The 26467-nt window shown below is 63.1% G+C and carries 22 protein-coding genes; 9 read left to right on the top strand and 13 right to left on the bottom strand.

Going from position 1 to position 26467, the window contains the following annotated elements; all coding sequences use genetic code 11:
* Together Q3C01_RS23640 and Q3C01_RS23635 are read left to right on the top strand one after the other, a co-directional pair.
* On the top strand, positions 1-650 hold a 650-nt coding region (locus Q3C01_RS23640), incomplete at its 5' end, for a 4-alpha-glucanotransferase (protein ID WP_458147698.1).
* Positions 651-686: 36 nt separating this feature from the next.
* A complete protein-coding gene (locus Q3C01_RS23635) occupies positions 687-2492 on the top strand; it encodes a glycoside hydrolase family 15 protein (RefSeq protein ID WP_458147705.1) in 1806 nt (601 codons plus the stop codon).
* A 5-nt stretch (positions 2493-2497) separates the two neighbouring features.
* Here the strand turns inward: Q3C01_RS23635 and Q3C01_RS23630 are convergent, their stop codons facing one another.
* From Q3C01_RS23630 to Q3C01_RS23605, 6 genes are read right to left on the bottom strand one after another with little or no spacing between them, the layout of a single operon-like run.
* The gene (locus Q3C01_RS23630; protein ID WP_458147697.1) at positions 2498-3310 is read right to left on the bottom strand and encodes an HAD family hydrolase; all 813 of its coding nucleotides are present in this window, start codon (positions 3308-3310) and stop codon (positions 2498-2500) included.
* A complete protein-coding gene (locus tag Q3C01_RS23625) occupies positions 3307-3849 on the bottom strand; it encodes a gluconokinase (RefSeq protein ID WP_458147696.1) in 543 nt (180 codons plus the stop codon). Before Q3C01_RS23625 ends, Q3C01_RS23630 begins: the two co-directional genes overlap by 4 nt.
* Positions 3836-4585, bottom strand: coding sequence for a 6-phosphogluconolactonase (gene pgl / locus Q3C01_RS23620; protein WP_458147695.1), 750 nt, complete (start codon positions 4583-4585; stop codon positions 3836-3838). The genes Q3C01_RS23625 and pgl overlap by 14 nt, the downstream gene beginning before the upstream one ends.
* The gene (gene zwf / locus Q3C01_RS23615) at positions 4585-6099 is read right to left on the bottom strand and encodes a glucose-6-phosphate dehydrogenase (RefSeq protein ID WP_458147694.1); all 1515 of its coding nucleotides are present in this window, start codon (positions 6097-6099) and stop codon (positions 4585-4587) included. Before zwf ends, pgl begins: the two co-directional genes overlap by 1 nt.
* 13 nt (positions 6100-6112) lie before the next feature.
* Complete coding sequence (gnd, locus tag Q3C01_RS23610) at positions 6113-7114, bottom strand: phosphogluconate dehydrogenase (NAD(+)-dependent, decarboxylating) (protein WP_458147693.1); 1002 nt, start codon at positions 7112-7114, stop codon at positions 6113-6115.
* Between the two features lie 14 nt (positions 7115-7128).
* The gene (locus tag Q3C01_RS23605) at positions 7129-9978 is read right to left on the bottom strand and encodes a bifunctional transaldolase/phosoglucose isomerase (protein WP_458147692.1); all 2850 of its coding nucleotides are present in this window, start codon (positions 9976-9978) and stop codon (positions 7129-7131) included.
* 182 nt (positions 9979-10160) lie between these two features.
* On the opposite strand from Q3C01_RS23605, the gene Q3C01_RS23600 reads away from it, so the two are divergent.
* The 4 genes from Q3C01_RS23600 (at position 10161) to Q3C01_RS23585 (ending at position 16009) form a co-directional block, all read left to right on the top strand.
* Positions 10161-10931: a TMEM70/TMEM186/TMEM223 family protein gene (locus tag Q3C01_RS23600; protein WP_458147691.1), complete on the top strand. Its 771-nt coding sequence runs from the start codon at positions 10161-10163 to the stop codon at positions 10929-10931.
* Positions 10932-11233: 302 nt separating this feature from the next.
* Positions 11234-13177 (top strand): PrkA family serine protein kinase, encoded by a 1944-nt coding sequence (locus tag Q3C01_RS23595; RefSeq protein ID WP_458147690.1) that lies wholly within the window; start codon positions 11234-11236, stop codon positions 13175-13177.
* Between the two features lie 13 nt (positions 13178-13190).
* Positions 13191-14468: a YeaH/YhbH family protein gene (locus Q3C01_RS23590; protein WP_458147689.1), complete on the top strand. Its 1278-nt coding sequence runs from the start codon at positions 13191-13193 to the stop codon at positions 14466-14468.
* Positions 14465-16009, top strand: a complete 1545-nt coding sequence (locus Q3C01_RS23585; RefSeq protein ID WP_458147688.1) for a SpoVR family protein — start codon at positions 14465-14467, stop codon at positions 16007-16009. The genes Q3C01_RS23590 and Q3C01_RS23585 overlap by 4 nt, the downstream gene beginning before the upstream one ends.
* 61 nt (positions 16010-16070) lie before the next feature.
* On the opposite strand, the gene Q3C01_RS23580 is transcribed toward Q3C01_RS23585, so the two are convergent.
* The 3 genes from Q3C01_RS23580 to Q3C01_RS23570 form a co-directional block, all read right to left on the bottom strand.
* Positions 16071-16520 (bottom strand): DsrE family protein, encoded by a 450-nt coding sequence (locus tag Q3C01_RS23580; RefSeq protein WP_458147687.1) that lies wholly within the window; start codon positions 16518-16520, stop codon positions 16071-16073.
* Positions 16521-16550: 30 nt separating this feature from the next.
* Positions 16551-17153 carry a hypothetical protein gene (locus Q3C01_RS23575; RefSeq protein WP_458147686.1) on the bottom strand — a complete coding sequence of 201 codons (603 nt, stop codon included), beginning with the start codon at positions 17151-17153 and terminating at the stop codon, positions 16551-16553.
* 88 nt (positions 17154-17241) lie between these two features.
* Positions 17242-17454: a hypothetical protein gene (locus Q3C01_RS23570; protein WP_458147685.1), complete on the bottom strand. Its 213-nt coding sequence runs from the start codon at positions 17452-17454 to the stop codon at positions 17242-17244.
* On the opposite strand from Q3C01_RS23570, the gene Q3C01_RS23565 reads away from it, so the two are divergent.
* The 3 genes from Q3C01_RS23565 to Q3C01_RS23555 all read left to right on the top strand — a co-directional run bounded on the left by Q3C01_RS23565 (position 17453) and on the right by Q3C01_RS23555 (position 20579).
* Positions 17453-18337, top strand: coding sequence for an ABC transporter substrate-binding protein (locus Q3C01_RS23565; RefSeq protein ID WP_458147684.1), 885 nt, complete (start codon positions 17453-17455; stop codon positions 18335-18337). The genes Q3C01_RS23570 and Q3C01_RS23565 overlap by 2 nt on opposite strands.
* A gap of 243 nt (positions 18338-18580) precedes the next feature.
* Positions 18581-20137, top strand: coding sequence for an SUMF1/EgtB/PvdO family nonheme iron enzyme (locus tag Q3C01_RS23560; RefSeq protein WP_458147683.1), 1557 nt, complete (start codon positions 18581-18583; stop codon positions 20135-20137).
* Between the two features lie 16 nt (positions 20138-20153).
* On the top strand, positions 20154-20579 hold the full coding sequence (locus Q3C01_RS23555) for a DUF4399 domain-containing protein (RefSeq protein ID WP_458147682.1): 426 nt from the start codon (positions 20154-20156) through the stop codon (positions 20577-20579).
* Between the two features lie 169 nt (positions 20580-20748).
* Here Q3C01_RS23555 and Q3C01_RS23550 read toward each other — a convergent pair whose 3' ends face one another.
* The 4 genes from Q3C01_RS23550 to Q3C01_RS23535 all read right to left on the bottom strand — a co-directional run bounded on the left by Q3C01_RS23550 (position 20749) and on the right by Q3C01_RS23535 (position 26331).
* Positions 20749-21804 carry a 2-oxoacid:ferredoxin oxidoreductase subunit beta gene (locus Q3C01_RS23550; RefSeq protein ID WP_458147681.1) on the bottom strand — a complete coding sequence of 352 codons (1056 nt, stop codon included), beginning with the start codon at positions 21802-21804 and terminating at the stop codon, positions 20749-20751.
* Positions 21801-23648 (bottom strand): 2-oxoacid:acceptor oxidoreductase subunit alpha, encoded by a 1848-nt coding sequence (locus tag Q3C01_RS23545; RefSeq protein WP_458147680.1) that lies wholly within the window; start codon positions 23646-23648, stop codon positions 21801-21803. The genes Q3C01_RS23550 and Q3C01_RS23545 overlap by 4 nt, the downstream gene beginning before the upstream one ends.
* The gene (locus Q3C01_RS23540; RefSeq protein WP_458147679.1) at positions 23618-25417 is read right to left on the bottom strand and encodes an FAD-dependent oxidoreductase; all 1800 of its coding nucleotides are present in this window, start codon (positions 25415-25417) and stop codon (positions 23618-23620) included. Before Q3C01_RS23540 ends, Q3C01_RS23545 begins: the two co-directional genes overlap by 31 nt.
* 236 nt (positions 25418-25653) lie before the next feature.
* Positions 25654-26331 (bottom strand): hypothetical protein, encoded by a 678-nt coding sequence (locus tag Q3C01_RS23535; RefSeq protein ID WP_458147678.1) that lies wholly within the window; start codon positions 26329-26331, stop codon positions 25654-25656.
* Positions 26332-26467: the final 136 nt, after the last annotated feature.

Here is a 26467-nt window from a genome sequence, read left to right as displayed (position 1 = left end):
GGCTCTACCTCGTGCCGCGCGGTTTCAAGCCGGACAACGGCGCCTATGTGCAGATGCCATTCGAGGCGCTGCTGGCGGCGGTCGCGCGCGAGAGCGCCGCGCACAAATGCATCGTGATCGGCGAGGATCTCGGCACCGTGCCGGAAGGTTTTCGCGAGACCATGCAGGACTGGGGCATCTGGTCCTATCTCGTGATGATGTTCGAGCGCGATGACGCCGGGCGTTTCCGCAATCTCGATCACTACAGGTCCAACGCGCTCGTCACGTTGAACACGCACGATCTGTGTACCTATGCCGGCTGGCGCTCGTTCAGCGATCTCAAGATGAAGCTCTCGCTCGGGCTCGACCCCGGCGAGAACGAGGAGGCGCGCTGGCACGCCCTCGGCATGCTCGACGAGATCCTGCGCTTCAACGCCATTCAGGCTAACGATCTCTATTCGGTGCTGGCGTTCCTGTCCCGGACGCCCTCCCGCCTTCTCGCGGTGTCGCTCGAGGATCTCCTGGGCGTGATCGACCAGCCGAACATCCCCGGCACGATCGACGAGCACCCCAACTGGCGCCAGCGGCTGCCGCTCGCGCTGGACAAGATTGCGTCGAGCATCGATCGCGCGGCGCTGAAAGCCGCAACGCGGGAGCGGTCGCACGGTTAGAGTCCAGCACGACAATTTCAGGTGGGTTACACGGAATTGTCACAGAAGATCGAAGATTATGCGCTGATTGGCGATTGCGAGACCGCGGCCCTCGTCGGCCACGACGGCTCGATCGACTGGCTGTGCTGGCCGGCCTTCGATTCCGACGCCTGCTTCGCCGCAATCCTCGGCACCAGGAGAAACGGGCGCTGGCAGATTGCGCCAAGCGAAGCCCTGACGGCTCGCGCCCGCCGCTATCTCGGCAACACGCTGATCCTCGAGACCCGTTTCGAGACGGACGGCGGCTCCGTCGCCTTGATCGACTTCATGCCGCCGCGCGGCAAGGCGTCCGACATCGTCCGGCTGGTGCGCGGCCTGAAGGGCCGCGTCAAGCTCAGGATGGAGCTCATCATCCGCTTCGGCTTCGGCGTCGATATCCCCTGGGTCAGGCGCACCGAGGATCGCTCCACTGTGCTTGCGATCTGCGGGCAGGACATGACGGTGCTCCGCACGCCCGTCGAGACCCGCGGCGAGGACTTGACCACCGTCGCGGAGTTCGAGGTCGCTGCGGGCGAGACCATCCCCTTCGTGCTGACCTATGGGCCGTCGCATCTCGCTCCGCCCGAGGCAATCGATCCCGAGCGCGCACTCGCGGAGACCGAAGCCTTCTGGAAGGACTGGTGCAGCCACGTCAATAGCGACGGCGAGTATCACGATCTGATCATGCGCTCGCTGATCACGCTGAAGGCGCTGACTTTCGACCCGACCGGCGGCATCGTCGCGGCGCCCACGACCTCGCTGCCCGAGAAGCTCGGCGGCGCCAGAAACTGGGACTACCGCTTCTGCTGGCTGCGCGATGCCACCTTCACGCTGCTCGCGCTGATGAACTCGGGCTATACCGAGGAAGCATCGGCTTGGCACAGTTGGCTGTTGCGCGCGGCCGCCGGTTCACCGGCGAACATGCAGATCATGTACGGCATCTGGGGCCAGCGGCGGCTGCTCGAATGGGAGGCCGGATGGCTCGACGGCTATGAGGGAGCGAAGCCGGTTCGCGTCGGCAATGCCGCCCACGCGCAATTGCAGCTCGACGTCTATGGCGAGCTGATCGACGCGTTCCACCAGTCGCGCATGGCGAAGTTGAAGCTCGACGACGAAAGCTGGGCGCTGGAATGCGCCGTGCTCCAGCATCTTGCCGAGGTCTGGGATCATCCCGACCACGGCATCTGGGAGCGCCGCGGCAAGCCCAGGCACTACGTCTTCTCCAAGGTGATGACCTGGGTTGCCTTCGACCGCGGCATCAAGAGCGCCGAGACCTTCGGCTTCAAGGCGCCGCTACTGCACTGGCGCGCCTTGCGCGACGCCATCCACCGGGACGTCTGTCAGAGAGGTTTCGACGCCGAGGCGAACGCTTTCGTCGAATCTTATGGCTCGAAGGTTCTCGACGCCAGCGCGCTGCTGCTGCCCGCGGTCGGCTTCCTCCCGGCAAAGGATGCCAGGGTGCGCGGAACCATCGCGGCGGTCGAACGGCACCTGATGCGCGACGGATTCGTCCTGCGGCATGATCCCCGCGAAGTGTCCGAGGAGACACAGCCGATCGAGGGGGCGTTCCTCGCCTGCAGCCTGTGGCTTGCGGATGCTCATGTGCTCGCCGGCGACCTCGACAAGGCGCAGGCGCTGTTCGATCGCGTGGTCGGCATCGCCAATGACGTCGGGCTCCTGGCGGAGGAATACGACTCGGTGGCGCGACGCCAGACCGGAAATTTCCCGCAAGCGCTGACCCACATCGCGCTGATCAATACGGCGCATAATCTGTCGGCCGCAAGGACCCACGCCGAGAAGCCGGCGGTGCAGCGGTCGCAATAGCTGGCTTAACGGATCCCGTTCCGCTTCAGGATCATCTCGATGGCGCCGGCAAAGCCTTCCTGCTCATTGGTCGTCGTGACGTAAGTAGCCTGCTGCTTGATATTATCGGTTGCATTGCCCATCGCGATCGACAGGCCGCTGACGCGGAACATCGCAAGGTCGTTTTGCATGTCGCCGATCGTCGCGACCGCATCGGTCGAGATGCCGAGTCGTCGCGCGATCGACTGGACGAAAGTGCCCTTGTTGCAGCCGGGCGGAGTGACGTCGAGATAATAGGTCTGCGAGCGGATCGCCTCGGCTTGAGTCCCCAGCGCTTCCTGCATCGCCTTTTCACAGGCCTCCAGATGCGGCGCGTCGGCGCTGGCGCCGACGATCTTGCACGCGCTCGAAAGATAGGGCGAGAAGTCGCTGACGACGGTCGGATCGGCGCGGATCGTGTGCTGCTCGTGACCGACGTATTTCCCCTCCGGATTGCGGATCAGCCACTTGTCCGATGTGAACAGCCAGATATCGACGCCGAACTCGTCGAGGATCTTGACGCTGCGCTCGGCGGCTGAGGCCGGGATCAGATTCTGCTCGACCGGCTTCATCTGCGGATCGACGATCGAGGAGCCGTTGAAGGCGCCGACCGGCAGTGAGAGCGCCAGCGGCTCGATCAGGAAGCGCATGCCGATGCTGGGGCGGCTGGAGGTGATGGTGAAGCCGATCCCGGCATCACGCAGCCGCTGCACCGCGGCCCTGGCGCGCTCGGTGAGAGTCTTGTCCTTGGTCACCAGCGTGCCGTCGACGTCGGAGACCACGAGTGAGATGGGCGTCATGACATTGCCTTGTGCTGCTCGCTGCCGAATTTCAACTGCCGCAAGACGCCATCAACTATCGCCTCGACGGTCTCGTCGATCGAGACGGTGATCACGTGTTCGCTCGCTTCCGGCGGCTCCAACGCCTTGAACTGGCTGGTCAGCAGCCCGGGCGGCATGAAGTGCCCCTTGCGGTGGGCGAGCCGGTCGGCGATCAGCTCCTGGGTGCCCCTCAGGAACACGAAGCGGACGTCATCGCGTCCACGCAAGAGCACGTCGCGATAAGTGTGCTTCAGCGCCGAGCAGGCGATGATGACGTGCTCGCGGGCCTCGCAGACACGCGCAATCTCGTCGGCGATGGCGTTGAGCCAGGGCCAGCGGTCCTCGTCGGTGAGCGGGTGGCCGGCGCTCATCTTCGCGACATTGCTCGGCGGATGGAAACTGTCGCCGTCCTCGAATCGCCAGCCGAGCCGCTCACCGAGTGCTTCCGCAACCGTACTCTTGCCCGAGCCCGACACGCCCATCACGATCAATGCACAAGGTACTTCACTGCCCGCCACGAATCCCCTCCGGGAGCGCGGCCTGGTCGACCAGCCAGACGGTCTCACCATTCGAGCGCGCGCGTACGGCCGGCAGGTTCTCGCCATTGAGGAGCCGCGTCAAGATCGCTTGCTTGTCGTGCCCGGCAATCTCGAACAGCATTTCGTGGCATGACGCCAAAGCGGGCAAGGTGAGCGAGACCCTCGGCACGAAAGGCGCGACATTGGCCCTGGGCACGCCAACGACCCAGCGTTCTGTCTCCTCGACCGCGGGATAGCCGGGAAACAGCGAGGCGGTGTGGCCGTCCGGCCCCGCGCCCATCAGGACCAGGTCGAACAGTGGGCGTGACGAATCGAGCTGGTCCCCACCATAGAAGGATTGGAGCTCGCGCTGATAGGCCAAGGCGCTCTGATCGGGACTCTCGGTCGCGGTGGGGATCGGGTGGACATGGCCGGGTGGCGCGCTGCGATCGAGAAGGATCGCGCGCGCCACCGTCATGTTGTTGAGGGGATCATCGTCCTGCACGAATCGCTCGTCGCCGATGAACCAGTGCACGCGCTCCCAGGGGATCTTGTCGCGCCAGGTCTCGCTTGCGAGCAATTGATAGAGTTTCTTCGGGCTCGATCCGCCGGTAAGGCAGATCGCAATGCGGCCCGGATTGGCCGCGATGCGCGCCATCACGCGTTCGGCTGCGGCCTGCGCCAGCGCATCGGCGTCGGCGGCTACTATCAGTTTCGGCTGGTCGGCGGCAGCCATTACGAATATTTCCGCCAGCTGCGCCCGTCGCGCCGGAGTAGCTCGTCGGCGCAGGAGGGGCCGTCACTCCCGGCGCGATAAGTCTCGATGCCGTTGGTGCCCGCCTTCTTCCAGGCATCGAGGAACGGCTGCACGGCCTGCCAGCCGGCTTCGACGCCGTCGGCGCGCTGGAACAGGATGTTGTCGCCGATCATGCAGTCGTAGATCAGCGTCTCGTAGCCGGTGCTTGGATCGGCCTTGAAATAGTCGCCGTAGCGGAACTTCATCTCGACGCCGTCGATCGTGACGCTCGGTCCCGGAATCTTGGCGTTGAACTGCAACTCGATGGTCTCGGTCGGCGCAATTCCGATGGTAAGGAAATTCTGCGACAGGCGGTCGACCGTGGTGCCGCTGAACATCGACAGCGGTGCCTGCTTGAACTTGATCGCAACCTCGGTGCGCTTGTGAGCCAGCGCCTTGCCGGTGCGCAGGTAGAAGGGCACACCGGCCCAGCGCCAGTTGTCGATCAGGAGTTTCAGCGCCACATAAGTCTCGGTCGTGCTGCCGGACTTGACGTCCTCCGTCTTGCGGTAGTCCGGGATATCGGCATCGCCGATGTGGCCTGCCAGATATTGCGCGCGAACCGAGCTCTTCAGCGCTTCCTCTTCGCTCGGCTGCTGGATCGCGGAGAGAACCTCTGCTTTTTCAGAGCGGACGGAGTGCGCATCGAAACGGCTCGGCGGCTCCATCGCGACCAGCGACATCAGCTGAAACAGATGGTTCGGCACCATGTCGCGGAGCGCGCCCGTTGCGTCGTAGAAGCCGCCGCGATGGCCGACGCCAAGCCGTTCCTCCACGGTGATCTGGATGTGATCGATATGGTTGCGATTCCAGATCGGCTCGAACATGCCGTTGGCAAAGCGCAGTACCAGGATGTTCTGCACCGTCTCTTTGCCGAGGTAGTGATCGATCCGGTAGATCTGGTGCTCTTCCATGATCTTCAGGAGCTCGGCATTCAGCGCGCGCGCCGAGGCAAGGTCGGTGCCGAATGGCTTTTCGACCACGAGGCGCCGCCAGGCGCCGTTGTCCTCCTTCATCAATCCGGTGCGGCCGAGCTCGCGCGCGGTCGGTGCAAACGCCGCCGGCGGGGTCGCGAGATAGAACAGCCGGTTGCCGCCGGTGCCGCGTGAGCATTCGAGCGCGTCCAGATGCTCGCGTAGCGTATCGAAGGACTGTGGATCCTTCGTATCGGCCTCGACGAAAGTCACGCATTGCAGGAGTTGCTGGGCGACGACGTCATCGACCGGACGGGTGGCATGCTCGCGCAGACCCTTCAACAGGCCGTCGCGCAGCTCGTCATTCGACATGCCCTTGCGCGCGACGCCGACGACGCAGAATTTCTCCGGCAACAGGTTCTCGGCGGCGAGATTGTAGAGCGATGGGATCACCAGGCGATGGGTGAGATCTCCCGTGACGCCGAAGATGACGAAGGCGCAATTTTCGGGCTTGCGTTTGGGCTGCGGGTCTTTTGTCACGAATGGCGGGCCTTCAGGCTTTGGGCTTGGATACGCCCGGTTGTTTCGGCTCCTTGTGCCCCCCGAAGCCGGCGCGCATGGCGGAGAGGATCTTCTCCGCGAAAGTGTGCTCCTTGCGCGAGCGGAAGCGGGCAAATAGCGCTGCGGTCAGAACCTCGGCCGGCACCGCCTCGTCGATCGCCGCATTCACGGTCCAGCGTCCTTCACCGGAATCTTCCACGAATCCTGAATACTCAGACAGGGCCGGGCTGTCGGCGAGTGCGGTCGAGGTGAGGTCGAGCAGCCAGGACGGGATGACGCTGCCGCGCCGCCACACCTCGGCAATGTCGGCGAGATCGAAATCGAAACGATGATCCGCCGGCAGCGCCTCGATGTCAGCGTTCTTGAGGATGTCAAAACCCTCGGCATAGGCCTGCATCAGGCCGTATTCGATGCCGTTGTGGATCATCTTGACGAAATGACCGGCGCCGATCGGGCCGGCATGGATGTAGCCCTGCTCGATGCGGGGATCGCGGCCTTCGCGCCCCGGGGTGCGTGGAATGTCGCCGGCGCCCGGCGCAAGCGTGCCGAAGATCGGATCGAGCCGGTCGACGACCGCCTTGTCGCCGCCGATCATCATGCAATAGCCGCGGTCGAGCCCCCAGACTCCGCCGGAGGTGCCGACGTCGACATAGTGGATGCCGTGTTCCCTGAGCGCTTTGCCGCGGCGGACATCGTCCTGCCAGAACGTGTTGCCGCCGTCGATGATGACGTCGCCGGCTTGCATCAGCTTTGCGATCGTCTCGATCGTCGTCTCGGTGATGCGGCCGGCGGGCAGCATCACCCAGGCGGTGCGCGGCTCGTCGAGCTTGGCGACGAACTCTTCCAGCGTGCTCGCGCCTTGCGCGCCGTCCGCGGCAAGGTCGGCGACGGCCTTGGCGTCCTTGTCATAGACCACGGCCGAATGGCCGTTCCGCATCAGCCGGCGGACAATGTTGCCGCCCATACGGCCGAGGCCGATCATGCCGAGCTGCATTGACGTATCCTCTTTCAGTTCAACGCTTGCGAGAGCGCGGCGTTCAGCGCGGCGAGGCCTTTCTTTAGCCCGCCCTTCAGGTGCACGCGGAGCGCGCGTCGTCCGCGCTCGGTGAGCACGTCGAAGTCGCCGCGCGCCTGCGCCGCCTTGATCACGCCAAAGCTTGCCTTCTGGCCCGGCACCGGAAGGTCCTTGGCGTCGTCGGTCGTGATTTGCAGGAACACACCGCTGTCAGGCCCGCCCTTGTAGGCCTGTCCGGTCGAATGCAGGAAGCGCGGACCGAATTCCGCGGCGGTGGCGACATGGCGCTTTTCGAGCACCTCCGTCCGCATCGCCTGCAAGGCTTCGATCGTTGCCTTGTCACGCGCGATGTAGCCGAGCAGGGCGACATAGTCGCCTTGCCGGGAGCGGCCGAGATGCGCTCGCAGCCACGAGGTGAGGTCGCCGTTCGCGCCGGCCGCACGGAGCGCCGCGGCGTTGGCTTCGTCGGTGTAGAGATCGGCGTCCGCGGTGCTGACGACCGGCTCTTCGGGCGGCAGCGCGCCGGCTTTCTCGAACGCGGCGGTGAGCTCGCGGGTCTTGATCTTGGCTGCTTCCACGTCCGGCTGGTCGAACGGGTTGATGCCGAGGATGGAGCCCGCGACCGCGGTCGCCATCTCGAAGCGAAAGAACTCCTGGCCAAGATGGTCGACCGACTTCGTGACGATGCGTACCACGGGGTGACCTGCGCGCTCGAGTGCGGCGAGCTTCTCCTCGTGAGCATCGTCCGTCTCACTCTCGGTACGGATATCGACGAAGAAGCGGTCGTTGCCGTAAATCGAAGGATCTCCGAGCGGTTCGCCGTCAATCGGGATCAGGCCCTTGCCCTCCTTGCCGGTCGATTCCGCGATGAGCTGCTCGGCCCAGGCGCCAAAATCAGCTATCTTCTTCGACGAAAAGATCGTCACCTTGTCGCGGCCCTCGAGGCCGGCGAGCCCCATGGCGAGGCCGAGCTGCACGCCGGGATTTTCATGCGGCGGCACGTCCGGTCCGCAGGAGCGCACCATGGCGAGCGTGTGCTTGATGAAGCTTCCGACATCGATGCCGGCGGTCGCGGCCGGCACGAGGCCAAAGGGCGACAGCACGGAATAACGGCCGCCGATCGACGGCTCGCCGTGGAAGACGCGGGCATAGTTCAGCGTCTTGGCAGCCTTCTCCAGCGACGAGCCGGGGTCGGTGACCGCGATGAAGCGATGGCCGGTCTTGACGGAGGAGCCGACCGCTTGCGCGACACGGTCGTAGAAATAGTCCTTCATCGCGTTCGGTTCGGTGGTGCCGCCGGACTTGCTGGATACGATGAATACGGTGTTGGCGATGTCGATCTTGGCTTCCATCGCCCGTACCTGCGCCGGGTCGGTAGAGTCGAGCACATGCAGCTTCGGGAAGCCGGCCTTCCGCGCAAACGTCTCGGCCAGCACTTCGGGCCCGAGGCTCGATCCCCCCATGCCGAGCACGACGGCATCGGAGAATTTTTGCCCCTTCACCCGGCCTGCGTAATCCGCATAGTCGGCGATGTCGGCCTTCGCCGCGCAGTCGAGCCAGCCAAGCCACTTGTTCTCGTCCGCACCGGTCCAGACCGATTTGTCGTGCTGCCAGAGCCTGCGGATCTTTGCCGAGACCCGCCACTCCTCGGTGCTCTTGGTCACGGCCTTGCCGAGCCCCTCGCCAAGGGCAAAGTGCTGGCGGTCGATCGCTGCCCCGAGCACGGTGGCGCGCTTGGAGGCGACCGCGCCATAGAGCTTGTCGGCGGCGTCGGCGAACAGCTTCACGCCATCCTTGACGAGCTCCTCCGTGATCTCGTCGAGGGAGATGCCGGAGCGCTCGAGCTCCTCCAGCACGCGGGCGGCCTCCTCGACGTTCTCCTCCAGGCTGTCGCGGAGCTTGCCGTGGTCGCGGAACGCATCGAGCGTGGCCGGCGGCACGGTGTTGATGGTGTTCGGGCCGATCAATTCCTCGACATAGAGGACGTCGCTATAGTCCTTGTTCTTGGTGCCGGTGGAAGCCCACAGCATTCGCTGTGGCCTCGCGCCCTTGGCGACGAGCTTGTCCCAGCGCGGCCCGGAGAACAGGCGCTTATAGTCCTGGTAGGCGAGTTTCGCGTTCGCGATCGCGACCTTGCCCTTGAGTGCCGCCAGCCGCTCTTTTTCATTGGGGTCATTGGCGCGGGCGATCTTCTCGTCGAGCTGCTTGTCGACCAAGGTGTCGATCCGGCTAACGAAGAAGCTTGCGACGCTTGCGACATGCGACGGATCGCCGCCGCCGGCCACGTATTTTTCGAGGCCTGCAAGATAGGCCTCGGCGACCTCCAGATAGACCTCTTTGGAGAACAACAGGGTGATGTTGATGCTGATGCCTTCGCCGATGAGCTGCTCGATGGCCGGCAGGCCCTCCGGCGTTGCCGGCACCTTGACCATCAAGTTTTTGCGATCGACGTCCTTCCAGAGCCGCCGGGCTTCCGCGACCGTCCCCTTGGTATCCATTGCCAGATAGGGCGATACCTCCAGGCTGACGAAGCCGTCCTGGCCCTTCAGATGGTTATAGACCGGACGCAGCACGTCGGCGGCATTCTGGATGTCCTCGACCGCGAGCTGCTCGAACAGGTCGGCGACCGGACGGTCGCCGCGCTTCAGCGCCTTGCCGATCGGGGCGTCATATTCGTCCGAGCTGCCAATCGCCTTTTCGAAGATCGACGGGTTGGAGGTGACGCCCTTGACGCCGTCGGTCTCGATCAGCCGCTTCAGGTCGCCCTTGGCGATGAAGCCGCGGGCCAGGAAGTCGAGCCAGACGGCCTGTCCGCGCTTTTCCAGTTCTTTGACGGGATTCATGGTCTCTCTTTTCTCCGAGCCGGTGGCGGGCGAGGGGTTCCAGCGCCGGTCCTGACGCGCTATGGTGTGTTAACATGACCTTGGGAGGGAACCAATCAAGGGTATGTGCGTCATACTCTCGGCATAACTCTACTGAGATCATAGCGATCCAGCCGATCGGTCGTCCCGTTGCGTGAAAGTTCTTGGCCGCGCTTTTCGGCCAGAGTTCTGAGCGGAACGTGAGCCTTCGCCGAACGGAGTTTCGTCCTGCGGGCTCAAGCATTTGCCCGTGTGGCGGGTTGCGTTGGTTCATTCATGAACTGCCGTGCTGGGGGATAAGCATGAACGCAAATTCTGACGGCCTTGCGATTGCCGTCACGCCGCATCGATCTGGCCTTCCTGCCGATCCCGGTGCGACCGACGATCTCGATATCGGCTATGGCGTTTCCCACCTCGGAGGGCTGATTGCGCTGGGGTTTGTCATGACCCTTGTCAGCGCCACGTTTGCCTTCGAGTTGTGGGGTGGCCTTGGCGCCTCGGAGCGGGCGGCAGACTGCGCGGGTGTTCTGCTGTTCGGGCTCGTCACCTGCCGACTGATCTGGATGTTGCCGGCCGAGCGGGGCGCGGTCGTGATAGTCAGCCGCTACGGCATCCTGGCCTTGCGTATTAGCAATGAATGCCGGTTCTGGGACTCCTTCGAAGACGTTTCGGTGCACCAAAGCCGCGGATGCAAAGCCGTGATGCTGACGCACACGCCGGCGCTGCTGCGGCGACTTCGCTGCGTCAGGAGCAGACGCGCGATCTCGCCACAGAGTGATGCGGATTTCATCGACATCGATCCGGCCGGACTGGCGACGGACTTCGCGACGCTGCTGCGAGCCTACCAGGCTCGTTACGACGCGAGCGAACGGCGCACCGCATTGCAGCAGAAGGGCTGTCACGACGCTCAAAGCTTCGCCGTCAAAGCGTCATAAGTTTGCCGCCGGCGGGGCAACCATGTTGCGCTGCCGGATGGTCTCATCCCCGGTAACGCCCGGATGTTGCGGCGGGGCGACATTTGCTGGAAATTATCAGGTACGGGTATAGATTCGCATAAATAACAGGCAAGTGCCTGTTCGTAACTCATCCGGTGCCTACGTCGTGCGTTGCGCCAAGAAGGCGCTCGGGTGTCCAATGATCATCATGTGCTCACGCTGATTCGAGACGGGCGCTGAGGAACGGTCCGGTAACTGCTTTCGTTTCAGCTTGAGTAGCGGAAATCACGCGGAGAGGGATCATGTACAACGATTCTTTGTTCAACGCTTTCGCTCGGTCGTTCGAGGCGAGAAGCCAGCACGACTTGTCGATGGCGGAATATCTGGAATCGTGTCGAAGCGATCCCATGAAGTACGCGAACTCAGCCGAGCGACTACTAGCTGCGATCGGTGAACCCCAGACGATTGACACGGCCAAGGACCCACGCCTTGGCCGTATCTTTTTGAACCGCACGATCCGCACCTATCCAGCCTTCGCCGGCTTCTACGGCATGGAAGAAACGATCGAGCGCATCGTCGGTTTCTTCCGTCACGCCGCGCAAGGCCTCGAAGAACGCAAGCAGATCCTCTATCTGCTCGGCCCGGTCGGCGGCGGCAAATCCTCGCTCGCGGAGCGGCTCAAGTCGTTGATGGAGGTGCAGCCCATCTACGTGCTGAAGGCTGGCGATGAACTGAGCCCGGTGTTCGAAAGCCCGCTCAGCCTGTTCGATCCCGAGCAGCTCGGGCCGATGTTGGAAGAGAAGTACGGCATTCCACGCCGGCGTCTCACCGGCCTCATGAGCCCGTGGTGCTACAAGCGGCTGGAGGCCTTCGGCGGCGACATCTCGCAATTCCGCGTCGCCAAGATCCAGCCGTCGCGGCTGCGCCAGATCGCGATCGCCAAGACAGAGCCCGGTGACGAGAACAATCAGGACATCTCCTCGCTGGTCGGCAAGGTCGATATCCGCAAGCTCGAGACCTACGCGCAGAACGACCCGGATGCGTACAGCTATTCCGGCGGTCTCAACCGCGCCAACCAGGGCATCCTCGAGTTCGTCGAGATGTTCAAGGCGCCGATCAAGATGCTGCATCCGCTACTCACCGCGACGCAGGAGGGCAACTATATCGGCACCGAGAACATCGGTGCGATCCCCTTCACCGGCATCATCCTCGCGCACTCGAACGAGGCCGAGTGGGCGAGTTTCAAGTCCAACAAGAACAACGAAGCCTTCATCGACCGCATCTGCGTGATCAAGGTGCCCTATGTCCTGCGATACACCGAGGAGCAGAAGATATACGAAAAGCTGATCCAGGGCTCAGAGCTTGCCTCGGCACCTTGCGCGCCCGCGACGCTGGAGACGATGGCGCGGTTCTCGGTGATGTCACGTCTGCGCAGGCACGAAAATTCCACGCTGTTTGCCAAGATGCGGGTCTACGATGGCGAAAGCCTGAAGGAATCCGATCCCAAGGCGCGCAGCGTCCAGGAATATCGTGATGCCGCCGGTGTCGATGAGGGCATGGACGGCGTTTCCACTCGCTTCGCCTTCAAGATCTTGGCCGCGACCTTCAACCACGATCCGCAGGAGGTCGCAGCCGATACCGTGCATCTGATGTACGCGCTGGAACAGGCGATCCGCCGCGAGCAGCTTCCCGAGGAGACCGAGAAGCGCTACTTGGAATTCATCAAGGCCGAGCTTGCGCCGCGTTACGCCGAGTTCATCGGTAACGAGATCCAGAAGGCCTATCTCGAATCCTACTCGGATTACGGCCAGAACCTGTTCGACCGCTACGTGGACTATGCCGATGCCTGGATCGAGGATCAGGACTTCAAGGATCCCGATACGGGACAGCTCCTGGATCGCGAACTCTTGAACCAGGAGTTGACCAAGATCGAGAAGCCGGCCGGCATCGCCAACCCGAAGGACTTCCGGAACGAGGTGGTCAAATTCTCGTTACGGGCCAGGGCTCAGAACAGCGGCAAGAATCCGAACTGGACCTCTTACGAGAAGATTCGCGACGTGATCGAAAAGCGGATATTCTCTCAGGTCGAGGACCTGCTTCCGGTGATCTCGTTCGGGTCCAAGAAGGACGGCGAGACCGAGAAGAAGCACGGCGAGTTTGTCGCACGCATGGTGGAGCGCGGCTACACCGAGCGTCAGGTTCGCCGGCTGGTCGAGTGGTATATGCGTGTGAAGCAGGCCGGTTGAGGCGGATGAGAACGTGGCCCACATTATTGACAGGCGCCTGAATCCGGGCGGCAAGAGTCTTGAGAACCGCCAGCGGTTCTTGCGTCGAGCCAAATCCCTGGTGCAGGGCGCCGTCAAGAAGACCTCGCAGGAACGCGATATCAAGGACGTCCTGGAGGGAGGGGAGGTCACGATCCCCCTCGACGGGATGCACGAGCCGCGCTTCCGCCGCGAAGGTGGCACGCGCGACATGGTGCTGCCCGGGAACAAGAAGTTCGTCGAGGGCGACTATCTGCAGCGCCAGGGGCAGGGCAGCGCCAAGGACTCCGGTCCCGGTGAAGGCGACAGCGAGGACGCCTTTCGCTTCGTCTTGAGCCGCGACGAGTTCGTCGATCTCTTCCTCGATGATCTCGAGCTTCCCGATCTCGCCAAGCGCAAGATCACCCAGACCGAAAGCGAGGGCCTCCAGCGCGCCGGCTACACCACGTCTGGCTCACCTGCGAACATCTCCGTCAACCGGACTGTCCAGCTCGCGCTCGCCCGCCGTATCGCGCTGCGCCGTCCGCGCAAGAGCGAAATGGATGAGCTGGAAGCCAGGATCGCCGAATGCACCGACGAAGTCGAGCGCGCGGCGCTCGTCGCCGAGTTCGAGAAGCTGAAGGTGAAATCCAAGCGCATCCCCTTCATCGATCCGCTCGACATCCGCTATCGCCGCTTCGAGACGGTTCCGAAGCCCGTAGCGCAGGCGGTGATGTTCTGCCTGATGGACGTCTCCGGCTCGATGTCCGAGCACATGAAGGATCTCGCCAAGCGTTTCTACATGCTGCTCTACGTCTTCTTGAAGCGTCGCTACAAGCACGTCGAGATCGTTTTCATCCGCCACACCGACCGCGCGGAGGAGGTGGACGAGCAGACCTTCTTCTATGGTCCGGCATCGGGTGGCACGCTGGTGTCGAGCGCGCTCCAGGCGATGCATGAGATCGTGCGCGAGCGCTTCAATCCATCGGACTGGAACATCTATGCCGCCCAGGCCTCCGACGGCGACAACTCCTATTCCGACGGCGAACTCGCCGGCATGCTCCTGACCGAGAAAATCCTGCCGGTCTGCCAGTTCTTCGCTTATCTCGAGGTTGGCGAGTCCGGCGGCAGCGCCTTCGATCTCTCCGATTCCTCGCTCTGGACGCTTTATGAGCGCCTGCGCAACAGCGGCGCGCCGCTGTCGATGCGCAAGGTCAGCGAGCGCGGCGAAATCTTCCCGGTGTTCCACGACCTGTTCCAGCGCCGCGAAAATCAGGAGAAGGCCGCTCCATGACGGACAAGACCGGGCGATTGTTCGAAGGCGCGGACTGGGACTTCCTCACCTTGCAGCGTATCCACGATGCCTGCGAGGATGTCGCGAAGAAGGTGCTCGGCCTCGACGTCTATCCGAACCAGATCGAGGTGATCACCGCCGAGCAGATGCTGGACGCCTACTCATCCGTCGGCATGCCGCTGTTCTACAAGCACTGGTCCTTCGGCAAGCATTTTGCGTTTCACGAGGCCTCCTACCGCAAGGGCCTGATGGGCCTCGCCTACGAGATCGTGATCAATTCTTCGCCCTGCATCTCCTATTTGATGGAGGAGAACACGGCGACGATGCAGACGCTGGTGATCGCGCATGCCGCGTTCGGCCACAACCACTTCTTCAAGAACAACTATTTGTTCAAGCAGTGGACCGATGCCGACGGCATCCTGGACTACCTCGACTTCGCCAAGAACTACGTCTCGCAATGCGAGGCGCGCTTTGGCCGCGTCGAGGTCGAGCGCACGCTCGACGCGGCGCATGCGCTGATGTCGCACGGCATCGACCGGTATCCCGGCAAGAAGAATATCGATCTGCGGGCCGAGGAAAAGCGCGCCGGCCGCCGTCGCCAGCACGAGGAGGAGGTCTTCAACGACCTCTGGCGCACCGTGCCGACAGGTCCGAGCAAGAGCCGGTCGGTGCTGAGCATCGAGCGGCGTCGCAAGCTGCTCGGCCTGCCGCAGGAAAACCTGCTCTACTTCCTGGAAAAGAGCGCGCCGCGGCTGGCGCCCTGGCAGCGTGAATTGTTGCGGATCGTCCGCCACATCGCGCAGTATTTCTATCCGCAGAGCCAGACCAAGGTGATGAACGAGGGGACGGCGACCTACGTCCACTATCGCATCATGTCGACCCTGCATAAGCAGGGCCGCATCACCGACGGCAACTTCCTCGAATTCCTGCAATCACACACCAACGTGGTGTTCCAGCCGGAGTTCGACGATCCGCGCTTCTCCGGCTTCAATCCTTATGCGCTCGGCTTTGCGATGATGCAGGATATCGAGCGGATCGCCACAAATCCCGAGGCCGAGGACCGGGAGTGGTTCCCGGACATTGCCGGCAAGGGCGACGCCATGGGCGTGCTGCGCGACGTCTGGGCGAACTACCGCGATGAGAGCTTCATCGGGCAGTTCCTCAGTCCCAGGCTGATGCGGCACCTGCGCATGTTCCATCTCCACGACAATCCGGAGGAGCGTGCCGGCATCCGGGTCGATGCCATCCACGACGAGCGCGGCTTCCGTCGCGTCCGCCGTGAGCTCGCACGGCAGCACGATGTCGGCTTCATCGATGCCAATATCGAGGTGGTCGACGTCGACCTCGCCGGCGACCGCCGGCTGATCCTGCATCACCACGTCATCAAGGGCTCGCAGCTCAACGAGACCGACGCCAAGCGCGTGCTCCAGCATCTCGCCGATCTCTGGACCTACGACGTGTCGTTGATCGAGGTGGATGCCAACGACAAGGTTTTGCGGGAGTACGTCGTGAGCCCGCGGCCGATCCCCGCGGCGGCGTAGGCAATTCACAGGATGCGCACCTTCTCCCCAAGAGGAGACGGGAAGGCGGCTTGCATTGGCCTCACGGCCGCAAATACAAATACCCCCGCGCTTGCAGCTCCGCGAGGCGGACCACGCCGCCTTTCTCCGCGGCGACGAAGCCGGGCAAGAGATCCTTCAGCGTGATGTTCTGCGCCCTCATGGTATTGCTGCAGGCAGCGAGCTCAACGCCATCCCTGGAGAAATCGCCGACGCGCTTGCTGACGTCGGGATTGGCTCGCGCCGAATGAAACGCCTTGAGCGCCGGCCCGTGGACGACGAGCGCGATCGTCACGTGCTCTGGACCGCCGACGCCGTCGATATGATTCTGGATATTGCCGAGCACGAAATTGACCTTCTCGGCATCGCTCAAATGATAGACGACCTTCAGCCTGTCCGCGGGCGTCGGTTCGGTCGCAGCCTTCGCGCGCGACGCGGCGAAGGCCGTGCCCAACGCTGATACTGCGCTCCACAGAATACTACGTCGGTTCATCGCGGGTCTCTCGAGTTCGGGTCGAACCTGTCACTTGTGGCGAAGCGCGGCGAGTTCCTTGCGGTCGGTCACGAGCGAGGCGCACTCGCTGGCATCGGTGCGGTCGAGCCGGAAAATCTTGTCATCGACGCCGGCGACCAGCGATTCCTCGGCGTCGTCGTCGAGCTTGTTGTTCTGCCAGACCTTGACGCGTTCGAGCCGAACGATAGCCGACTTGTCGTCTTTCGACAGCGCAATCCCGATGCCGCCGCCGTCGCAATCGACGCCGCAGCCGAAGCGGACCTCGTCGCCATTGTCCTGAAACAGCGCGTGACCGCAGGAGCCGGAGGAATCGAATTCGCCCGAGCGGTGCCGGTATCGGAAGCCCAGACGGAAGGCGTAGTGCAGCTCCTTGTCCTCTTTCTCGTATTCGGCCGAGACCAGCAGCTTCATGGAGGCAACTTTCTGCTTCGGATGGTGAGCCAGATGGTCGGCATCGTAGCGGCGGACGAAGCAGGCATAGGCCTTGTGGCCGGGAGCGCCCGCAAACATTCGCGCGTCAAAAGTATCGGACTGGGCCTTGGTCGCCTCCTGGGCTTGGCCGGTGCCGGCGAGAGCGGCGAGGGTGAAAGCGACGAGGAGGGGAAGTTTCATGTTTGGTCCTGAGCGCTTCGAACCGGTGAGGTGTCCGGCTGCCGGCCGGCGGGATATGGCGGTTAGTCGCCACGCGGGCAGGATGCGTTCACTTGCCCGCGATGGCCTGGTGCGCCGGGCAAGCCCCGGATTTACCCATCCCCTGGATGGCCGAATGCTGATACACGCGCATGATGCATTCTAGCCAATCCGGGCCGCGCATGATCCGGCGTGCCTTCATCCGCGCAATCGGGCTCCTGGCGGCCGCGCCGTGGCTTGCGGCGAACGCCCAGCCGGCGCCGCGCAGGAAGCTCGTCGGCATGGTCTCCTCGTTCAGCGAGCAGCAATTGCTGCCGCTTCGCGCCGCACTCCTGGACCGGCTGCGCGAGCTCGGCTGGCGCGACGGCGATAATCTGGAGTTCGACCTGCGGCTGGCCAAACCGATGGCATCCCCCCTGTCGGAGGCCTCGGCTTCGCTGGTGCAGCGGAAGCCGGACCTGCTGATCGCGCAGGGAAGTCCTGCACTCGAGGCAATGCGCAAGTATTCAGGCGCGATACCCGTCGTCTTCCTGCTGGTGGCTGATCCCGTCGAGCTCGGGGTGGTGGCGTCCTTGTCGCACCCCGGAGGAAGCCTCACCGGCTTTACGAATTTCGAACTCGCGGTCGGGGGCAAATGGGTCGATCTGCTGAAGGCCATCGACACGACGATCGAACGTATCGTCCTGATCGCCAATCCCGACAACAACACCAGCGCGCCGTTCGCTCGCCAGATCGAGAGCGACGGACGCGAAACCGGCGTGAACGTGCAGACCATCTACGTCGGCGATGCCGGCGAGATCGAGCGCGCCATTCGCGGCGCGGGAGGTTTGCCCAGGGCCGGGCTGATGACGCTACCCGACTCCCTGCCGATCCTGCATCAGGATCTGATCGTCAGCCTGACCAACGAGCTGCGTATTCCCAGCATCCATCCGTTCCGCAGCTTTCCGACAGGCGGTGCGCTGATGTCGTACGGGCTGGATTTCCCGGACTTGTTCCGCCAGGTCGCTTCCTATGCGGATAGCATTCTTCGCGGAACGAAGCCGGCCGATCTACCGGTGCAGGCGCCGACAAAATTCGAGCTCGTCATCAATTTGAGGACGGCGAAGCTGTTGGGGATCGAGGTGCCGCCGGACCTGCTTGCGAGCGCCGACGAAGCCATCGAGTGAGCGAAGTCTCGCTCGGCGCGACGAAGTTCCGTTGCAAGCTTTAGTCGCTCGCGGCATTGAGAAAGTTCAAAGGGCGCAGCGGCATTTTCGACCGGAACCCGATGCCGATACTTCGCGAGAAGCTCTGATCCGGTCGCACCTTGCTTGTCCGTACTGCGCGATGTGATAGCCTGCATTTTGTACGCAGCCTCCATTGAGGCTGAACGTGCATGCCGCCATTTGCAAGTTTGTGGAGCCCCAGCAATGGGCGAAATTCGCAACTTCAAATCGGGGAATCAGGGTGAGCCGCCTCCGAATAACAGGATGCCTCGCCGCCTCGCCGCCATTATCGTCGGCGACATCGCGTCCTACAGCCGCTTGATGCAGGCCGACGAGGAAGGCACGCATGTCCGCGTCAAGCGGATCGAGCGCGATCTGATCCAGCCCAGCATCGTCGAGCACCACGGAACGCTGATCAAGACGACGGGCGACGGCTTCATCGCGATTTTCGACAGTCCCGTCGAGGCTGTTCGGTGCAGCATCGTCATCCAGCAGAACCTCGTCGGCCGCAATGCCACGCTTCCGAAGGATTCACGGATCGAATACCGGATTGGCGTCAATCTCGGTGATGTCATCGTGGAGCCGGACGACGTCTATGGCGACGGCGTCAACATCGCGACGCGGATTGAAGGGATTGCCGAGCCCGGTCAGGTCTTCATCTCAGGCGCGATCTATGAGCAGATCAAGCACAAGGTCGTGTGCGGCTACGAATCGCTCGGGGACCGCAAGGTCAAGAACATCACCGATCCCGTGCGCGTCTATCGCGTGCTGCCGGACGCGGACGCCGTCGGCAGGACGCGAGGCCGGCGCGAGACCGTCCTGCTGTTTCTCCTCGGCCTGACCTTGCTCGTGATTGCGAGCGGCGTGCTTTGGTACCTGCTCGCGCAGCAAGGCCCCCGTCTCGATCAGCACGCGGCAGCTCCCCCCGCCGCGGCTCCGCCAGCATCCCCGGCGCCGCAATCCGGTCAAACCGAACCCGGCTCGACGGCGCCGGCGCCGCAGGCCGCTCCCGTGGCCTCTCCGTCGCCGACAGCAATGCCAGCGCCCGCAGCCTCGCCTCCACCAGCGACGCAATCCACGGCACAGGTCCAGGAGCCGGAAGTGATTGCGATCCGCGCCGGCAGTTTTGCGATGGGCAGCAACGAGGATCCGACGGAAAGACCGATCCACCAGGTTGCGATCAAACCATTTGCGATCGGAAAATATCCCGTGACCGTCCGTGAATGGAACGAATGTGCGGCGGCGAAGGCCTGCGGATTTGCGGCAGTCGGAAAGGACGACGCTCCCGTCACGAATGTAAGTTGGACGGACGCGCAGCAATATGCCGGCTGGCTCGCGCAGGCGACGAAGAAGCCGTACCGGCTTCCGAGCGAAGCTGAATGGGAGTATGCCGCCCGCGGCGGTACCCAGACAAAATACTGGTGGGGCGACAAGCCGCAGCCGGGCATGGCGGCTTGCAAGGATTGCGGAGACGTGGCGGCCGATCAACCGGTCAAGGTCGGCAGTTTCAAGCCCAATCCCTTTGGGCTTTACGACATGGGAGGCGGCGTCGATCAGTGGGTCGCCGATTGCTGGCACAAGAACTACCAGGGCGCTCCGGCCGACGGCTCAGCCTGGATCGGCGGCGACTGCGGTTCGCATGTTCTGCGCTCGGGGTCCTGGAAGAACGACGCGCGCTATGTGCGACCGGCGAACCGCGACAGCTACGATACCAATGTTCGCTATCCGACCCACGGCTTCCGCATAGCGCTTGGTCCGTAGGCGCGGAGGGAGATCGATGAAGATCGTCTGCTGCCTCGCGCTTTCAGCACTGCTCGCATTGTCCTCCAACGCAGCCTATTCGCAAGGCAAGCCGGCGCCGAAGGACGCAAAGCTCTATTTCATCACGCCGCATGATGGTCAGAAGATCAGGGGCGGATTCTGGGTCCGGTTCGGCTTGCGCAACATGGGCGTGACGCATGCCGGCGACGATTACCAGAACAGTGGTCATCATCATCTGCTGATCGACGTCAACGACCCGATCGATCCCAAGGAGCCGATTCCGCAGGACAAGTCGCATCTTCACTTTGGAGCGGGGCAGACCGAGACCTTTCTCGAGCTCCCGCCAGGCACCCACACGCTTCAGCTGGTGCTCGGCGACGCGAAGCACTATCCGTTCGACCCGCCCGTTGTGTCGAGCAAGGTCAGCGTCCGGGTCAGATAGGGTTTCGTCCGGTCTGCTGGCTAAAGCATGATCCGGACCCGAAGGGCCGCGTTAGCGCAAAGTGCGAAGCGGTTTTCCCTCGCGACAAACGCGGAACGCGTTTGCGCGGAGATCATGCGTAAACAACAACCTAAAGCGCGATGACGATTCGTCCTGATCTCATCGCGCTTTAGCGCAGGCTGGCGTTGATCTTGTCCAGCACGGTTGAGCCCGGGCAGAGATCGTCTGCCTCCAGCCTGTTCAGCGGCGTCTCGACCGTGTTGAGATGCTCGTGCAAATCCTCCGCGTCCGGATCGACATAGAGCAGCCCGGTGACGATCTGCCCCTTGGCGGCGTGCTTCTGCAGGAAGGTCATCGCCCCTAACCGGTCATGCGGATCGTAGTCGGCATCGATCTTGCGCAGCGCGATCTTGCTGCCGTCATGCTGCTCGACAACCTGCACCGAGCCAGGCGCGTAGTCGACGGCGATCGGGTCGCGACCGACCAGCACGTCGAGCCGGTTCACCGCGTCATTGTGCTCGCGGACATAGTCGAAGCTCTTGGTCGAGCCGGCATGATTGTTGAAGGCGATGCAAGGGCTGATGACGTCGATGAAGGACGCACCCTTGTGGCGGATCGCCGCGGCGATAAGTGGTACAAGTTGCGTTTTGTCGCCGGAGAAGCTGCGCGCGACGAAGGTCGCCCCCAACTGCAGCGCGATCGCGACGAGGTCGATGGCGTTGTCGGTGTTGGTGACGCCCTTCTTGGATTTCGAGCCGCGGTCGGCGGTCGCCGAAAACTGGCCCTTGGTCAGGCCATAAACGCCGTTGTTCTCGACGATATAGGTCATGTTGACGCCGCGCCGGATCGAGTGTGCGAACTGGCCGAAACCGATCGAGGCGGAATCGCCGTCGCCGGAGACGCCGAGATAGATCAGGTCGCGATTGGCGAGGTTGGCGCCGGTCAGCACCGACGGCATGCGGCCGTGCACGGAGTTGAAGCCGTGCGAATTGCCGAGGAAATAGTCGGGCGTCTTCGACGAGCAGCCGATGCCGGAGATCTTCGCCACCCGGTGTGGCTCGATCGAGAGTTCGTAGCACGCCTCGATGATCGAGGCCGTGATCGAGTCGTGGCCGCAGCCGGCGCACAGCGTCGAGATCTTGCCCTCGTAGTCGCGATGCGTGTAGCCGAGCTCGTTCTTCTTCAGGCCCGGGTGATGAAATTTCGGCTTTGCAATGTAGGTCATGACACGGCCTTGCGGAGCGGGGTCACCTTGAGGTGATCCTGGTGGTCGCCAATGGCTTTTGCGATGAAGCGGGCGGTGATCGGCGAGCCGTCGTAATGTACGATCGGTACGAGACGCACCGGGTCGATGCCGTTCTCGTTGACGATGAGCTGACGGAGCTGGCTGTCGCGGTTCTGCTCGACGACGTAGACGAAATCGTGCTCGGCGAGGAAGCTCGCCACGCTCGAATGGAACGGGAATGCGCGGATGCGCAACCTGTCGAGCTGATGCCCGCGCGCTTCCAAAAGGCCGATCGCCTCGTCCATCGCCGGCGCCGTAGAGCCGAAATAGATCACGCCATATTTGGTCGGCCGTTCCGCATTGGCCTGGAGCGGCCGGGGCACGAGATCCTGCGCGGTCTCGAACTTGCGCACCAGGCGCTGCATGTTGTCGGCGTAAACCGTGCCTTCCTCGGAGTAGCGCGCATAGCGGTCGCGCGAGGTGCCGCGGGTAAAATAGGAGCCCTTGGTCGGATGCGTGCCGGGATAGGTGCGGTAGGGGATGCCGTCACCGTCGACGTCGAGGTAGCGGCCGAAGTCGCGGCCCTCTTCCAGCATCTCCGCGGTCATTACCTTGCCGCGGTCATATTGCCGCGCGTCGTCCCACTTCAGCGGACGGCAGAGGCGGTGGTTCATGCCGATATCGAGATCGAGCATCAGGAAGATCGTGGTCTGAAGCCGCTCGGCGAGATCGAACGCGGCCGCCGCGAACTCGAAGGCCTCGGCCGGATCTTCCGGGAACAGCAGCACGTGCTTGGTGTCGCCATGCGAGGCATAGGCGCAGGCGATGATGTCGCATTGCTGCGTGCGGGTCGGCATGCCCGTCGAGGGGCCGGCGCGCTGGATGTTCATGATCACGGCCGGGATCTCGGCGAAGTAAGAGAGGCCGATGAACTCCGTCATCAGCGAGATGCCCGGGCCCGACGTCGCGGTGAAGGCACGTGCGCCGTTCCAGGAGGCACCGATCACGATGCCGATGGAGGCAAGCTCGTCCTCGCCCTGCACGATCGCGTATTTCGCCTTGCCGGTCTCGGGATCGTGCCGGTACTTCTTGCAGTGACTGGTGAAGGCTTCCGCAACCGACGAGGATGGCGTGATCGGATACCAGGCGCACACCGTCGCGCCACCATAGACGGCGCCGAGCGCCGCGGCGCTGTTGCCCTCGATGAAGATGCGGTCGCCGACCTTGTCGGCCTTCTTCACCCGCAGCCCGATCGGGCATTTCAGGTTCTGCAACGCCCAGTCGCGACCGAGATGCAGCGCATGGACGTTGGAGGAGAGCAGCTTCTCCTTGCCCTTGTACTGCTCGCCGATCAGCTGCTCGATCACCTTGGGATCCATGTCGAGGAGCGCAGCGAGCGCGCCGAGATAGATGATGTTCTTGAACAGCTGGCGCTGGCGCGGATCGGTATAGGTCGAGTTGGTGATCGCGGTCAGGGGAACGCCGATCACGGTGATGTCGCCACGGAATTTCGTCGATGGCATCGGCTTGGTGGAATCGTAGAACAGGTAGCCGCCAGGCTCGATGCCGGCGATGTCCTTGTCCCAGGTCTGCGGGTTCATCGCCACCATCATGTCGACGCCGCCGCGGGCGCCGAGATGGCCGGCTTCCGTCACCCGTACCTCATACCAGGTCGGCAGGCCCTGGATGTTGGAGGGGAAGATATTGCGCGGGGAGACCGGTACGCCATGGCGCAGGATCGCGCGGGCAAACAGCTCGTTGGCCGAAGCCGAGCCCGAGCCGTTGACGTTGGCGAAGCGGACGACGAAGTCGTTTACGCTGCTGATCGGCTTTTTGTCGGACATGATGATCCTGCGTGAGTCATATCGATGAGGTATTTCTGCATGTCCCAGGCACCGGTGGGACAACGCTCGGCGCAGAGACCGCAATGCAGGCAGACGTCCTCGTCCTTCACCATCACGCGCCCGGTCTTGAGATCGCCGGAAACGTAGAGATCCTGGTCGGGATGCGGTGAGGGCGCCTTCAGGCGCTGGCGCAGATCTGCCTCCTCGCCGTTCTCCGTGAAGGTGATGCAATCCATCGGGCAGATGTCGACGCAGGCATCGCACTCGATGCACAGCGAGGTGGAGAACACCGTCTGCACGTCGCAGTTCAGGCAGCGATGCGCCTCGCCGAGCGCGAGCTTGACGTCGTAGCCGAGCTCGACCTCGGCACGGATGTCCTTCAGGGCCACCACCTTGTCGCGGTGCGGCACCTTGAAGCGCTTCTCCGGCGAGATGTCGTTGTCATAGCTCCATTCGTGGATACCCATCTTCTGGGAGGTAACGTGCACCTCTGGCAGCGGGCGCTCGTTGATGTCCTCGCCCGAGAGCAGCCTGTGGATCGACAGCGCGGCGTCATGGCCGTGTGCGACCGCCCAGATGATGTTCTTCGGCCCGAAGGCGGCGTCGCCGCCGAAGAAGACCTTCGGGTTGGTCGAGACGAAGGTCTTGGTATCGACCTTCGGCATATTCCACTTGTCGAACTCGATGCCGCAGTCGCGCTCGATCCAGGGAAACGCGTTTTCCTGGCCGACCGCGACCAACACGTCGTCGCAGGGAATGGTCTGGTCCGGTTCGCCTGAGGGGACGAGATTGCGGCGGCCCTTGGCGTCGTATTCGGCCCTGACCTTCTGGAAGGTAACGCCAATGAGCTTGCCGCCTACATGCTTGAATTCTACCGGCACCATGTAATTGAGGATCGGGATGTCCTCGTGGATCGCGTCTTCCTTCTCCCAGGGCGAAGCCTTCATCTCTTCGAAGCCGGAGCGCACGACGACCTTGACATTCTCGCCGCCGAGCCTGCGCGCCGTGCGGCAGCAATCCATCGCGGTGTTGCCGCCGCCGAGCACGATCACGCGCTTGCCGATCTTGTTGGTGTGACCGAAGGAAACGGAGGACAGCCAGTCGATGCCGATATGGATGTTCGCGGCCGCCTCCTTGCGGCCGGGAATGTCGAGCTCGCGGCCGCGCGGCGCACCGGAGCCGACGAAGATCGCGTCGTACTTGTCCGCGAGCAGGGCCTTCATGCTCTCGATGCGGTGGCCGCCTTTGAACTCGACGCCGAGTTCGAGGATGTAGCCGGTCTCCTCGTCGATCACGGAATTGGGCAGGCGGAATTTCGGGATCTGCGTGCGCATCATGCCGCCGGCTTCGGGATCGCCATCGAACACGGTGCAGTGATAACCGAGCGGCGCGAGATCGCGCGCCACCGTCAGCGACGCTGGGCCACCGCCAACCAGCGCGATGCGCTTGCCGTTCTTCGGCGAGGGACGCGGCAGGCGTTGCTTGATGTCATCTTTGAAGTCGGCCGCGACGCGTTTCAGGCGGCAGATCGCAACCGGAGTTTCCTCGACGCGTCCGCGGCGGCACGCCGGCTCGCATGGACGATCGCAGGTGCGTCCCAGAATTCCGGGAAACACGTTCGATTTCCAATTGACCATATAGGCGTCGCTGTAGCGGCCTTGTGCGATCAGACGGATGTATTCGGGAACCGGGGTGTGCGCAGGACAGGCCCACTGGCAATCGACTACCTTGTGAAAGTAGTCGGGGGCCGCGATATCGGTCGGTTTCATTCCTACCCTGTCCGCACAGGCCCAAAGACCCGGCGGCCTTCTTGAGCTTGGCGAACGCTTACGCGTCGATATGGTTCTTAAATTGGATCATAGGCTTACCTTATTAGAACCATTCCGAGGCGCGCACAAAGGCAAATTTGGGCGATGCCCTGCTTTCATAGGAGCTACGCACGCATAGCATTAACAGTCGCGCATTCTATGTGGCGGTGCAGCATCTCGTGATGCGTGTGATGATGTCAGCCGCGTGCGATGTCGCTCTTCGCAAGATCCCACATCAGGCAGTAGGTGCCGACGGAGACGGGAAGCGAAGACGGTGATGCTGCTGGGCCGGTGAAGCGTTCGGCAATCACGGCAGAGACGGCGCTGACACGCGTACCGTCGATCAGCACGAACCAATCGTTGGCGTCTGCATTACGCACCGACGGAATCTCCGACGTCGGGCCGGAAAGCTCTGCATCACTCTCGAGCAGATGCATGGAGATGATGCCGTCGTGTTTTTCCGGCGCGAGCTTTTCCCGCAATGCATCACGCAATCGACCGGCATTGTCGGGGGGCGGGCGCAGCCGTACCACGCCGAGCGCGACACCGCGTCCGGTGCCGCGACTGATGGTGATACGCGCCACTGCGCGGATCATGTTCTCAAACCGCGCCATGGTCCGGCGCGACCAGTCGGTCGGGCTTGCAAGCTGCGCCCGATAAGCGGGACTGTCGAGCACGTCGAGCGTCGTGGTCGAATAGAGGCAGAGATATTTGGGGCTGGCTGCGTGCGCGATATAGCGCCGCGCCTCCAGGAAACCCTCGATCGCGACGCGCTCTTCCAGATGTTCGCGATCGTACCAGCGGTTGAAATCGGCCTCATGCTCCGCGTCGATATTCATCGACGTCAGCAGCATGCCCTTCCCGGCGAGTGGCATTCTTCTTGTTGTCCTTCTTGCAGACCCTCATGGTGAGGAGCGCGTCTTCGCGCGTCTCGAACCATGAAGGCCCCACTGCAGCATCTCGGCCTCTATCCTTCGAGGCGCGCTCCTTCGGAGCGCTCCTCAGGATGAG

Source organism: Bradyrhizobium sp. UFLA05-109, from assembly GCF_054185165.1.
This window is presented reverse-complemented; position numbering and strand designations above follow the sequence as displayed.

Excerpts from the sequence above, each read along its gene's own strand:
- Q3C01_RS23630 (WP_458147697.1), bottom strand. The coding sequence starts at position 3,310 with ATGACGCCCATCTCACTCGTGGTCTCCGACGTCGACGGCACGCTGGTG.
- pgl (WP_458147695.1), bottom strand. The coding sequence starts at position 4,585 with ATGGCTGCCGCCGACCAGCCGAAACTGATAGTAGCCGCCGACGCCGAT.
- gnd (WP_458147693.1), bottom strand. The coding sequence starts at position 7,114 with ATGCAGCTCGGCATGATCGGCCTCGGCCGTATGGGCGGCAACATTGTC.
- Q3C01_RS23605 (WP_458147692.1), bottom strand. The coding sequence starts at position 9,978 with ATGAATCCCGTCAAAGAACTGGAAAAGCGCGGACAGGCCGTCTGGCTC.
- Q3C01_RS23595 (WP_458147690.1), top strand. The coding sequence starts at position 11,234 with ATGTACAACGATTCTTTGTTCAACGCTTTCGCTCGGTCGTTCGAGGCG.
- Q3C01_RS23585 (WP_458147688.1), top strand. The coding sequence starts at position 14,465 with ATGACGGACAAGACCGGGCGATTGTTCGAAGGCGCGGACTGGGACTTC.
- Q3C01_RS23580 (WP_458147687.1), bottom strand. The coding sequence starts at position 16,520 with ATGAACCGACGTAGTATTCTGTGGAGCGCAGTATCAGCGTTGGGCACG.
- Q3C01_RS23575 (WP_458147686.1), bottom strand. The coding sequence starts at position 17,153 with ATGAAACTTCCCCTCCTCGTCGCTTTCACCCTCGCCGCTCTCGCCGGC.
- Q3C01_RS23565 (WP_458147684.1), top strand. The coding sequence starts at position 17,453 with ATGGTCTCCTCGTTCAGCGAGCAGCAATTGCTGCCGCTTCGCGCCGCA.
- Q3C01_RS23570 (WP_458147685.1), bottom strand. The coding sequence starts at position 17,454 with ATGCCGACGAGCTTCCTGCGCGGCGCCGGCTGGGCGTTCGCCGCAAGC.
- Q3C01_RS23560 (WP_458147683.1), top strand. The coding sequence starts at position 18,581 with ATGGGCGAAATTCGCAACTTCAAATCGGGGAATCAGGGTGAGCCGCCT.
- Q3C01_RS23555 (WP_458147682.1), top strand. The coding sequence starts at position 20,154 with ATGAAGATCGTCTGCTGCCTCGCGCTTTCAGCACTGCTCGCATTGTCC.
- Q3C01_RS23550 (WP_458147681.1), bottom strand. The coding sequence starts at position 21,804 with ATGACCTACATTGCAAAGCCGAAATTTCATCACCCGGGCCTGAAGAAG.
- Q3C01_RS23545 (WP_458147680.1), bottom strand. The coding sequence starts at position 23,648 with ATGTCCGACAAAAAGCCGATCAGCAGCGTAAACGACTTCGTCGTCCGC.
- Q3C01_RS23540 (WP_458147679.1), bottom strand. The coding sequence starts at position 25,417 with ATGAAACCGACCGATATCGCGGCCCCCGACTACTTTCACAAGGTAGTC.
- Q3C01_RS23535 (WP_458147678.1), bottom strand. The coding sequence starts at position 26,331 with ATGCCACTCGCCGGGAAGGGCATGCTGCTGACGTCGATGAATATCGAC.